13 protein-coding genes are annotated in these 11,898 nt (G+C 46.7%); all 13 read left to right on the forward strand.

The genetic code is table 11. The features are described from left to right. On the forward strand, positions 1-251 hold a 251-nt coding region (locus L696_RS0118700; RefSeq protein WP_025684997.1), incomplete at its 5' end, for a cell wall hydrolase. Positions 252-394: 143 nt separating this feature from the next. Further along, on the forward strand, positions 395-1,675 hold the full coding sequence (yfmF, locus tag L696_RS0118705; protein ID WP_025684998.1) for an EF-P 5-aminopentanol modification-associated protein YfmF: 1,281 nt from the start codon (positions 395-397) through the stop codon (positions 1,673-1,675). A 3-nt stretch (positions 1,676-1,678) separates the two neighbouring features. Further along, on the forward strand, positions 1,679-2,959 hold the full coding sequence (yfmH, locus tag L696_RS0118710) for an EF-P 5-aminopentanol modification-associated protein YfmH (protein WP_025684999.1): 1,281 nt from the start codon (positions 1,679-1,681) through the stop codon (positions 2,957-2,959). Next, positions 2,959-3,747 carry an elongation factor P 5-aminopentanone reductase gene (gene ymfI / locus L696_RS0118715; protein ID WP_049827447.1) on the forward strand — a complete coding sequence of 263 codons (789 nt, stop codon included), beginning with the start codon at positions 2,959-2,961 and terminating at the stop codon, positions 3,745-3,747. The genes yfmH and ymfI overlap by 1 nt, the downstream gene beginning before the upstream one ends. Before the next feature lie 106 nt (positions 3,748-3,853). Further along, the gene (locus L696_RS0118720; RefSeq protein WP_014281144.1) at positions 3,854-4,108 is read left to right on the forward strand and encodes a DUF3243 domain-containing protein; all 255 of its coding nucleotides are present in this window, start codon (positions 3,854-3,856) and stop codon (positions 4,106-4,108) included. A 238-nt stretch (positions 4,109-4,346) separates the two neighbouring features. Beyond that, positions 4,347-5,120 (forward strand): DUF3388 domain-containing protein, encoded by a 774-nt coding sequence (locus L696_RS0118725; protein WP_025685001.1) that lies wholly within the window; start codon positions 4,347-4,349, stop codon positions 5,118-5,120. A 30-nt stretch (positions 5,121-5,150) separates the two neighbouring features. Continuing rightward, positions 5,151-6,263, forward strand: a complete 1,113-nt coding sequence (locus L696_RS0118730; RefSeq protein ID WP_025685002.1) for a helix-turn-helix domain-containing protein — start codon at positions 5,151-5,153, stop codon at positions 6,261-6,263. An 84-nt stretch (positions 6,264-6,347) separates the two neighbouring features. Then, positions 6,348-6,512: a hypothetical protein gene (locus L696_RS31240; RefSeq protein ID WP_162833917.1), complete on the forward strand. Its 165-nt coding sequence runs from the start codon at positions 6,348-6,350 to the stop codon at positions 6,510-6,512. A 145-nt stretch (positions 6,513-6,657) separates the two neighbouring features. Next, positions 6,658-7,149, forward strand: coding sequence for a YajQ family cyclic di-GMP-binding protein (locus L696_RS0118740; protein ID WP_025685003.1), 492 nt, complete (start codon positions 6,658-6,660; stop codon positions 7,147-7,149). Positions 7,150-7,357: 208 nt separating this feature from the next. Continuing rightward, complete coding sequence (gene pgsA, locus L696_RS0118745) at positions 7,358-7,945, forward strand: CDP-diacylglycerol--glycerol-3-phosphate 3-phosphatidyltransferase (protein WP_025685004.1); 588 nt, start codon at positions 7,358-7,360, stop codon at positions 7,943-7,945. A 95-nt stretch (positions 7,946-8,040) separates the two neighbouring features. Continuing rightward, complete coding sequence (locus tag L696_RS0118750; protein ID WP_025685005.1) at positions 8,041-9,309, forward strand: competence/damage-inducible protein A; 1,269 nt, start codon at positions 8,041-8,043, stop codon at positions 9,307-9,309. A gap of 247 nt (positions 9,310-9,556) precedes the next feature. After that, positions 9,557-10,618, forward strand: coding sequence for a recombinase RecA (gene recA / locus L696_RS0118755; RefSeq protein WP_025685006.1), 1,062 nt, complete (start codon positions 9,557-9,559; stop codon positions 10,616-10,618). A gap of 195 nt (positions 10,619-10,813) precedes the next feature. Further along, positions 10,814-11,563 carry a regulatory protein RecX gene (locus tag L696_RS0118760; protein WP_025685007.1) on the forward strand — a complete coding sequence of 250 codons (750 nt, stop codon included), beginning with the start codon at positions 10,814-10,816 and terminating at the stop codon, positions 11,561-11,563. The last annotated feature ends 335 nt before the right edge of the window (positions 11,564-11,898 follow it).

The following is an 11,898-nucleotide window of genomic DNA, read 5'->3' on the forward strand; positions in this document are numbered from 1 at the left end:
TAAAATCACCCAGCTTTCCGAACACTCCATCGGGAGTCATTTTTCAGCCCGGGGCTTTTACAGCCGTGGCAGACGGTCAGATTTGGCTAAAGCCGAATGAAAGCGCGCAGAAGGCGGTACGTCAGGCGTTAAATGGCTGGGACCCGAGCGGAGGGTGTCTGTATTATTTTAATCCAAGAACAGCCACCTCCAAATGGATTTGGACCCGTCCTCAGGTGAAAACCATCGGGGAACATATTTTCTGCATGTAAAACGCCGAAGCAGCCGGGAGCTTGTCTCCGGTTGCTTCTTGGCTTTTGCATGGTTAGAATAAAGATTGGTACACTTTACCTCTTTACAGGAGGATACTAAACAAAGGCTAGACGCAAATTGACGTCACAAAGGAGTTTTGGACTTGAACAAAACAGGTTTCGAGCGTGGTACGAGCAGACAATTAAGGATTCATGTACTGCCGACCAAGCGCTTCAAGACGTTTGCCATATCATTGTATGTAGGCACTCCGCTACGGGAGGAAACCGTAACCCGCGTAGGTCTTGCGCCTTTCGTTCTGCGTCGTGGTACGGAATCATATCCTCAAACCACGCAATTTAGAGAGCAATTGGAGCAATTGTACGGTGCCGGCTTTGGATTCGATGTATATAAACGCGGAGATTATCAAATCGTGCAATTTCGAATGGATACGATTAATGACAGCTTTGTAAACAGCTCGGACAGCTTGCTGGATCGTTCATTTGCTTTTCTCGGAGAGGTGTTGACGAAGCCTGCCTTGGAGAATGGAACATTTCAGACCGGATACGTCCAGCAGGAGCGGGAAAACGTACGCAAGAAGCTGGAATCTATAGTCAATGATAAAATTCGTTATGCTGGAGAGCGCTGCATGGAGGAAATGTGCAAAAATGAGCCTTATCGTCTGCACCCCCTCGGTCAGCGGTCTGATCTGGATAGTATAGATGCGCAAGGCTTGTATCAGGCTTATGGAGAATGGCTGAACAACGCCAGCATGGATTTGTATGTAGTTGGAGATACGACGCTGGAGGAAGTGGAGAAGTTCGTAGACCGCTATTTCCAACTGAACCGTTCGGAAGTAAAGGGCTATGCTCCTGAACAACCAAAATCGGTGGAGCGTGATGTACAAACGGTGGTAGAGCGTCTTGATGTAAATCAGGGCAAGCTGAACATGGGATTGCGCACCCCGATTACGTATGGTGATGATCGATATGCCTCTGCATTGATGTACAACGGGATTTTAGGCGGTTATCCTCACTCCAAGCTGTTCGTCAACGTGCGTGAGAAGGAAAGCTTGGCGTATTACGCCTCATCAAGGTATGACGGGCACAAGGGCATAGGTACGATTCAATCCGGTATCGAAATTCCCAATTATGAAAAAGCGGTTACCATTATCCGCAAGCAATTGGAAGATACGCAAAATGGGGCGATTACCGAGCTGGAGATGACTCAAACACAGGCGATGATTCGCAACTTGTTAAAGGAAATGCAGGATTCCGCTTTTGAAATGATTGCTTACGATTTTAACAGACAGCTTTCCGGCAAAGAGCGGACGGTAGATGAGCTGCTGAGTCAGGTGGAGGCCGTCAAGGTGCAGGATGTTCAGGATGCCGCCCGGACGTTCCGACTGGACACCATTTATTTCTTGAGAGACCAGAAGGGGGAATAGCGGGTGGAGCACATACCTTATGAGCATTTGCAGGAAACGCTGTACTATGAAGTGATGGATAACGGATTACACGTCTATGTTTTGCCCAAACCGGGCTTTCAAAAGACATACGCTACATTTGCAACCAAATACGGTTCGGTCGATAATCATTTTCGCGTGGAAGGTCAGCAGCCGGTTAAAGTGCCGGATGGCATCGCCCATTTTTTGGAGCATAAAATGTTTGAAGAGCCTCAAGGCGATATTTTTGCTACTTTTTCCTCCAATGGAGCATCGGCCAATGCATTTACGAGCTTTGATCAAACGGTATATTTATTTTCCGCAACCGAGCATATTCAGGAGAATTTGACCACATTGGTCAATTTTGTACAGCACCCTTACTTTACAGATGAAAATGTGGAGAAGGAAAAAGGCATTATCGGCCAGGAAATCAATATGTATGAGGATAACCCGGACTGGCGGAGCTACTTTGGTCTGATCGAAGCGCTATACAAGGTCCATCCGGTACATATTGATATTGCAGGTACCGTTCAATCCATCAGCACGATTACGAAAGAAACGCTGTATAGCTGTTATGAGGCTTTTTACCACCCGAGCAATATGATTCTTTTTGTGGTAGGCGGAGTGGACCCGGCGGAAGTAATGGAACTGGTGCGTAACAATCAGGCGAAAAAGGATTACAAGTCGCAAGGAGAGATTGAGCGAATTTTTGACAATGAGCCTGCTACTGTGGCAGAGAAGCGTCGTGAGGTAAAGCTGGCGGTTTCTCTGCCCAAGCTGTTGTTCGGATTCAAGGAAGCCAAGGTAGGCCTAACGGGGAAAGAACTGCTCCGTCATGATCTGGAAACCAAGCTGATGCTCGATCTCTTGTTTGGCTCCAGTACGCAGCTGTATCAAAAGCTCTACGATGAGGACCTCATTTCAGACAGCTTCGGGCATGAGTACAACAGTACCCCACAGTATGCGTTCTCTGCTATCGGCGGAGATACAAAGGACCCGGATCGGCTGTTGGCGCGGATACGTGAAGAGGTGGAGTCCATCCAGAAGCAGGGCTTCACGGCGGAACACTTTGAACGGGCACGTAAAAAGAAAATTGGCGGTTACCTGCGCATGCTCAATTCGCCCGAAAATATTGCGCATGAGTTTACGAGACATCGCTTCCGGGACAGCGATTTTTTCCAACTGCTTCCGGTCTATGAAAGCATTACGCTTGAGGATGTTAACCGCCGTCTGAAAGATCATATTCAGTGGGATCAGATGGCCATATCGCTGGTGGTGAGTCCGTAATGTCCAGGGAGAGGGAACCGATTACCACCAAGGATGGGGAATTAAAAGCTATTGGCGATACGACTGTGCTGATCACAGGAGCAAGCGGCGGGATTGGAGCGGCAATTGCTGAGCGTTTTGCGGCTGTTGGGATGAACGTGGTCATTCACTACATGAAATCCCATGAAAAAGCGAATGAAGTTGCCCGTCGCTGTATGGCTTATTCAGGCAAGGTGATGACCGTGTCAGCGGACCTGCGGAGCAAGGAACAGATTGAACGCATGCGCGAGAAGCTGGAGAATCACGGGATGAAGCCAGATATTCTTGTGAATAACGCCGGATTATCTCATTATGGATTGCTGACGGATGTGTCGGAAGAGGAATGGGATGAAGTGATGGCCGTCAATGTGAAGGGAACCTTTCTGTGTACGCAGGTATTTATGCCACATATGATTTCCCAACGCTATGGCCGTATCGTGAATGTGTCATCTGTATGGGGAATATGCGGCGCTTCGTGCGAGGTGCTGTATTCCACCACCAAAGGGGGGATTAACGCATTCACTAAAGCGCTGGCTCAAGAAGTTGCGCCTTCAGGGGTAACGGTCAATGCTGTAGCTCCGGGAGCGGTGGATACGTCGATGCTGGATCATCTGGACGAAGGGGAAATCTCCAGTCTCGAAGAAGAAATTCCTGCCGGTCGATTGGCTCGGCCTGATGAAATTTCGTCATTGGTTTATTTTCTGGCGCTTCCTGAATCGGGTTATATTAACGGGCAGGTCATAAGTCCTAACGGAGGATGGGTAACTTGATGGGAAGTACAGATTTTGGAGGAAACCTTCCAGTATAGTGAGCACCTGAGAAGAGCATATTATAACTGTTGATTTTAAATCTGAATCATCTAAGGAGGATTTAAGTATGTCAACAGTTGTTCAGAATTTCGATACCTGGAAGAAGTTCCTTGGTCAGCGTGTGGAACAGGCGGAGAAGCTGGGAATCAGCCAGGATACCATTTCAGAGCTTGCTTATGAAATCGGTGATTTTCTGGATGAGAAGGTCGATCCGGCCAACCACTCCAACCGCGCACTGAAAGAACTGTGGGGAGTTGCCGATGAGGACGAGCGTCACACTATCGCCCGGCTGATGGTCAAATTAGCCAAAAGCAACGCATAAGCAGGAACCAACATGAAAAGCTCCCTTTTGGGGGCTTTTCTGTAATGGTTACAGAGCTGTTCTTGTAATTCCGTTGTAATTTATATATCATAAACGTGATTGAGGCTTATGCAATTGTGTTGAATACAGGAAGCCTTTGTGGTCTCAATAATTGGTTTTGTCGAATGGTGTTATTTTATGATACAATAAGGCTTTGATTGGAAATGTTGACGGTTTTGAATGTGAATGAGGTGCTAATGTGACGGAAGAAATGAAACAGTGGTACATGGAGTACAAGATACATAAAAATCGTCCCGGATTGCTGGGAGACATTGCTTCCATGCTTGGTATTCTGGGGGTTAATATACTAACGATCAACGGTGTTGAAGGCGAAAGACGGGGGATGCTGCTGGAAACGGACGATGACGAGAAGATACGCATTCTCGGAGATACCTTAAAGAAGGCCAGCAATATTACAGTTACGGCCTTACGTGCCCCGAAGCTGGTCGATATATTGGCAGTAAGACACGGACGATACATTGACCGGGATTCGGATGACCGCAAAACATTCCGCTTTACACGGGAGGAGCTTGGGTTACTGGTCGATTTTTTGGGTGAAGTATTAAAGAGGGATGGCAATCAGGTCATTGGACTTCGAGGAATGCCCCGTGTGGGAAAAACCGAATCCATTATAGCCAGTAGCGTATGCGCCATGAAGCGCTGGACTTTTGTGTCTTCAACGCTGCTACGGCAGACGGTGCGCAGCCAGCTCTCCGAAGAGGAAATGAACCCTAACAATGTTTTTATTATTGACGGCATTGTGAGTACGATTCGGTCAAATGAAAGACATTATCACCTGCTTCAGGAAATTATGAGCATGCCGAGTACAAAGGTTATTGAGCATCCTGACGTTTTTGTACGTGAATCGGGATACAGCTTCGACGATTTCAATATCATTATTGAACTTCGCAATAATCCGGCTGAGGAAATTACTTATGATACCTTTACAGCCAGTTATACAGAAGATCTTTAAATAAGCGTAATTATACAAGGAGATGATGACATGTCAGAACTGGGTCAGCAATTAAAGGAGGCCCGGCTGCAAAAGGGATTGAGCCTTGACGATGTTCAGGAAATGACGAAGATACGCAAACGTTATCTGGAAGCCATTGAGACGGGCGATTACAAAGTGCTGCCGGGAAGCTTTTATGTCAAAGCTTTTATTAAAACGTACGCTGAAACGGTCGGTTTAAACCCCGACGAGATTCTTGAAGGACATAAAAGCAATGTGCCTGAACCGGAGCCGGAAGCTGTCATGGAGCCTGTGACACAGAAACGCTCCAGCCGTCCGGCTACGATTGGAAATCTCAAATGGTTGCCGACAGCTTTAATGTGGCTTTTTCTGGTTCTCATTGTTGGGGTTATTTATGCTTATTGGGTGAGTAACAACCATACGGCTCCAAAAACAGCCGAGAATACAACACCGATTACGACACCAAGTACGTCCACTCCTGACAGCACTAATAAGGGGACTACGACACCGCCACAAAATACGACAACAACTCCTCCTCAGGGAAGCGGGCAGACGACAACGCCGAATAACGGTCAAACGGCAGCTCCCAATGGTGGCGGCGGACAAACCACTCCTGATACGGGACAAACAGGGCAAACCCAACCGGGAGGTACAGGAACGGATACGACCACTCCTGACAGTAGCCAGCAGCCGATTACTACTACGCCGCAACAAGGTGTAACCGTGGCTCAGGATGGCAAGCAAGGTAAAACGACGATTTTCAAAGTTTCCAGTGCAACCGGAGCTACAGTCAAGGTCGATATTAAGGCAACGGGAGAAAGCTGGCTTGAGGTGTACAAGGGACAAAACTCGCGTGGTGAAAAGCTGAGCTATGGCATGACCAAAAGCGGAGATGCTATGTCCTTTGACATCGGTCCAGAAGGCTTGTATATCAAATCAGGACGTTCTTCTGCCACGGATATTTCCGTAGCAGGTCAACCGATAACTGATAATAAATCGACGACTCGTGTTTTGATACAGCAAGGAGAAGCTTCTTCGACCGGAACAAGTGCCGGGGTGAGTGGTACTACTACGGATTCGACCACAGGCAGTACGGATTCAACACAGAGCGGTACAGCTCCTTCGACTACTGGTGGTGAATAAACCCTCTATTGCGCGGAAATACTAATGACTGTAATTCATGGAAAGCCAGTCATTTCATTTTCCGCAAAGTGAGGTGTATCTATTATGACCGTCAGCTGGATTGTGACAGGGCTTGGTATAATTGTCAGTCTACTTGGCTATTATCTGACCCCAAGTGCTTGGGGCTATGGCATACTGGGCTTTGGTCTTGCTCACATTGTGCTCGGACTTCTGGATATGTTCCGGAATCCGACCCGTAGCCACAGTTAGATATGTTGACTGTGGAATGAAATAAAGGCGTTTTTGTCAGCTTAACTGGCAAGAGCGCCTTTTTAGTGAGCGGATTATTGGATTTTTGTAAATGACTAGCCTATAATTAGTTATTGAACTTTGTTGTGGAAAGGAAAGTGAAACGATGGCTTCAGAAAATTCATTTGATATCGTCTCCAAAATGGATATGCAGGAATTGACCAATGCGGTTCATCAGACGGAGCGTGAAATTGAAACACGATTTGATTTTAAGGGGAGCAAAAGCAGCCTTAAGCTTGAAAAGGAAGCTCTTACGATTGCATCGGAAGACGAATACAAGCTCAATGCGGTAATTGATATTTTGCAATCCAAAATGGCCAAGCGCGGTTTATCCCTTAAAAACGTGGAGTACGGTAAGCTGGAACCAGCCTCTTTGGGTTCAGTACGCCAGCGTCTTGCACTCAAGCAGGGGATTGATCAGGATAATGCCAAAAAAATTAACATTCTTATTCGGGACTCCAAGCTGAAAGTGAAAAGTCAGATTCAAGGTGATCAGATCCGTGTGACTGGAAAAAACAGGGATGATTTGCAAGCAGTCATTCAGTTGTTGCGCAAAGCTGATCTGCCATTGGAGCTTCAATTTACGAATATGAAATAAAGCCGTTTTCCCTCATGCAGATTGTAAGAAAAAATGATACTTGATGCGCGGCAGGTTATTTTGACATGCGTTTTGCACCATATTATACTTGTAACGAAAATGCAGATGATCAGGTGTATAGCGGTAATCAAAACGATTTACATAGGATTGAATTCAATCCGAAAACTGCCATTTTTAATCAAGTACGATAATCAGGGGAGAGTGTGTTGTGAATTTACCCAACAGAATTACAATAACGCGGATTTGCCTCATCCCGGTGATGATGCTGGCCTTGCTGGTGGATTTTGATTTCTATCCGCCGCCGATTGAGATCGGAGCTTTCAAGTTGCCGTATAATCAGTTGATTGCGGCTATTATTTTCCTCATAGCCGCCAGCACGGATGGTCTTGACGGATATTTGGCCCGTAAAAATAACATGGTCACCAACTTGGGAAAATTGCTGGACCCTCTTGCGGATAAGCTTTTGGTAACTGCTATTTTGGTTTCTTTGGTGGAATTGGGCAAGATTGATTCGTGGATTGTTGTTGTCATTGTTAGCCGTGAGTTTGCGGTTACCGGTCTGCGTCAAATTGCTTTACTGGATGGCTCTGTGGTCGCTGCAAGCAACTGGGGCAAAATAAAGACTGTCATCCAGATCGTTGCCATTGTAGCGTTACTCATTAATAATTTCCCGTTTGTTTTTCTGGGTATTCCGTTTGATTTGATAGCGATATGGGCGGCTGCGTTAATTACCATTTACTCGGGCATTGACTATTTTGTAAAGAACAGTCATTTACTCCGCTCATCCAAGGTTTAACAGGATACGTTTCATGGGAACAGCGATAGGAAGTTTGCTTATTGCTGTTTCTTTGTATAATTCCCACAACATTCGCTCTACAGGAGGCAGAAACGATGAAAGCTGAAATCATCGCAGTAGGAACTGAATTATTGCTTGGACAAATTGTGAATACAAATGCCCAATATTTGTCACAAGAGTTGGCTACGATTGGGATTGATGTATATTTCCAGACGGTTGTCGGCGATAACATGGATCGACTTCAGGAAGCGGTGCGTCTGGCTCAGAAGCGTGCAGATATTATTTTGTTCTCGGGCGGTTTGGGACCGACTCAGGATGATTTGACAAAAGATGCAATTGCTGCTGTGCTGGGGCGTAAATTGCATATAGACCGTCTTGCTATGGATAAGCTGGAACAGTTTTTCCGTAATCGCGGGGTGGAGATGACCGAGAATAACCGCCGTCAGGCGCTTTCTATTGAAGGAGCTAGCCCTCTTGAAAATGAGACAGGGCTGGCTGTGGGCGATGCGATTGCACAGGAAGGTAAATATTATGTGATTTTGCCTGGTCCGCCGAAGGAACTTAAGCCGATGTTCGAGAATCAGGCAAAACCTTGGTTGCTCCAGCAAGCACTGAGCGGTAAGGAAATGCCGATTTATTCGAAAATGCTAAAGTTTGCAGGAATCGGTGAGTCTGCTCTCGAAACCCGGTTGCTGGATCTGATCAAATCACAGACAGACCCGACCATTGCTCCTTATGCCAAGGAGGGAGAGGTCACGATCCGTATATCCACCAAGGCGGCCAGCGAGAGCGAGGCGCTGGTTAAGCTGGGGGCTACGGAAGCAGAAATTCAGCAGCGTCTTTCGGAATACATGTATGCGAGCGAGGACGTCACGCTGGAGAAGGTTATTGTGGATTTGATGTCCAATCGCGGACTGACTGTTAGCGCGGCAGAAAGCTGCACAGGTGGAATGCTGATGGAGCACATCACTTCCGTTCCAGGCAGCTCAGTTATGTTTCAGGGCGGTATCGTGTGTTATTCCAATGAAATGAAGAAGAAGCTGCTCAACGTGCCTCATGATTATTTGGAGGGGGACAATGCGCCCGGGGCAGTAAGCGAGGAAGTAGCCCTTGTCCTTGCGGAGCAGGCAAGAATGGTCATGGACACTGATTTCGGACTCTCGGTTACAGGTGTAGCTGGACCCGGATATTCTGAGCGGAAGCCAGTCGGTCTGGTTTATATCGGTATTGCCGAGCGTGACAAGGAAACTGAGGTTTACGAGCTGAAGCTGAGCGGGAATCGTGAAACGATCCGGTTGCGGTCTGTTAAGGCAATCCTGTACAGATTATGGCGCAGACTGGTGGAAAATGAGAAGTTCTCTTAAGGAGCTGTATACGACGCGAGTTTTCATAGAGTTGTTTTAGGTAGATGATTAATGGTATAATCCTATTATCGGAAGAACCGTTGCAAAAGCTTTTTTGCCTGCGGTTCTTTTTTTGATTTAAGAGACAGATGGAAGTATAGAAGAGAACCGACCAAACAAAAAAACGAATGTATGTTCGAAAAAATGCTTGGCAAGCGTGTCAAAACAAGGTATTATTAAACTACAAACAATGAAGGATGTGAGTTTATTGTCAGATCGTCGTGCTGCGCTGGATATGGCGCTCCGTCAAATAGAAAAGCAATTCGGTAAAGGTTCCGTTATGAAGTTGGGTGAGTCCACCCACATGCAAGTGGAAACGATTACCAGCGGTTCGATTGCTTTGGATATTGCGTTAGGAACGGGCGGCTTCCCGAGAGGCCGAATTATTGAAGTATATGGACCAGAATCATCCGGTAAAACAACGGTAGCTCTTCACGCTATAGCAGAGGTACAAAAAACAGGCGGTCAAGCCGCTTTTATCGACGCCGAGCATGCTCTTGATCCGTCGTATGCCAGCAAGCTGGGTGTCAATATTGATGAGTTGTTGCTATCGCAGCCAGATACAGGAGAGCAAGCACTTGAGATTGCTGAAGCGCTTGTACGTAGTGGAGCAGTAGACATTATTGTTGTTGACTCTGTAGCGGCACTTGTGCCAAAAGCGGAGATTGAAGGTGAAATGGGAGATTCCCATGTTGGTCTTCAAGCCCGTTTAATGTCACAGGCATTGCGTAAGCTGTCCGGTGCTATTAACAAGTCGAACACCATTGCTATCTTTATTAACCAATTACGTGAAAAAATAGGTGTTATGTTCGGTAACCCTGAAACGACACCGGGTGGACGTGCTCTGAAATTTTATTCTACAGTTCGTTTGGATGTCCGTCGCATTGAAAGCTTGAAAAACGGTAATGATGTTGTAGGTAACCGCACACGTATTAAAGTGGTGAAGAACAAAGTCGCACCTCCTTTCCGTCAGGCGGAAGTGGACATTATGTACGGCGAGGGCATCTCCAAGGCAGGCAGTTTGATCGACATTGGTACGGAGTATGACATTGTTGATAAGAGCGGAGCCTGGTATTCCTATGAAGGTGAACGACTAGGTCAGGGACGTGAAAATGCGAAGCAATTTTTGAAGGAAAATCCGAACATTGCTAGCACGATCGAACAAAAAATTCGGGTGGCCAGCAATTTGATTACGACGGTAGCTCCGCCGACAGAAGAAGAGTTGGCACAGCAAGCCAAGGAAGAACAGGAATTGCTGGAGCTTGAATAAAGCTTGGTGAATCCTGATTTGTGAACTGGAGCCAAGGGTTATGGCACAGCCGTTTGAATAGCATGATTCTGATGCCCTGTACAGTTGTGCAGGGTATTTTTGCATCGAATGTGGCCTGCGTGTCAGCTACATTTTACTTTTGCGTGGCGGGCGTTCTCAGCTTGCTTTCGTGAATATCAAAGTGAGGGAAGCACATTGCAATTGGGAGATGAAGGTGAACACACTTCGAAGGAAAATGAGCAGCAAGGCATTTCCCTTTTTCCTGATCATGAGGAATTGATGGTTACGAGGGTGGAACAGGGGCAGGGTAGGAAACGCGGAAGATACACGATTCATTTTGGCCCGTATTCATTGTCCATATTGGAAGATGTAATGATCAAGTACAATATGTTCAAAGGAACGACTTTCGTCAAAAAGGAACTGGAAGAAATCGTTCTGGCGGACGAAAAGCAACAGGCATACGTGCACGCGCTTCGTTATTTGGGACGAAAGCCGCGTACACGTCAGGAGATTGAGCAGCGTTTGACGCAAAAGGAAATGGGTCAAGCTGTTATTGACGAAGTGCTGAACCGTCTGGAGCGGGAGCGACTTGTGGATGACGATCTATACGCCCGTCAGTGGGCAAGACAGCGCATAACGAGCCAGCGGAAGGGGAAGATGTGGGTAAGGCAGGAACTGCGTCAAAAGGGCATCTCTAAAGCCTCTATCGGGGAAGCTTTAGGTGAGGTCAGCGAGCAGGAGGAATGGGAGAGCGCTTTGGTTGTCGGACGCAAGAAATGGAATCAGGTGCGTGGAGATATAATGGAGAAAAAACGCAAAACGTATCCCTTTCTTGTGAGGCGTGGATATTCGGGAGATATGACACGCCGCGTAGTTAATCATCTCACGATGGCCGAGCAGGATGAGACTTCCGATGATGAGGAATTATCGCAGTGGGATGAATAGTTATTAAACAGTCGGGTATCCATTAGCTGGCACAAGTGAACAGGATGAGCTGGCTATCGTATGGAAAGCCACATGGTAATCTACTAAAGTTTGCATTCCCTTGACAATGCCATTTGTCAAATAATAAAATATACATGAAACGATGCTTGTGGAACACCCTTTTTCCTTCCAAAAAAGCGGAGTCCACGGGTACGTTCTCATCGCCAAATAACAAGTGATGCCGCTATGCCAGGCGGAATTGTACATGTGAAAGCATGTGCATATGAAATGAAACGGCCGCGTGCCGTTATCTTAGTTTGACGATCAAAGCTAATGTGACAATTGCAAAAAGTCCC

This window comes from Paenibacillus maysiensis, assembly GCF_000520815.1.
Taxonomy (GTDB): Bacteria; Bacillota; Bacilli; order Paenibacillales; family Paenibacillaceae; genus Paenibacillus; species Paenibacillus maysiensis.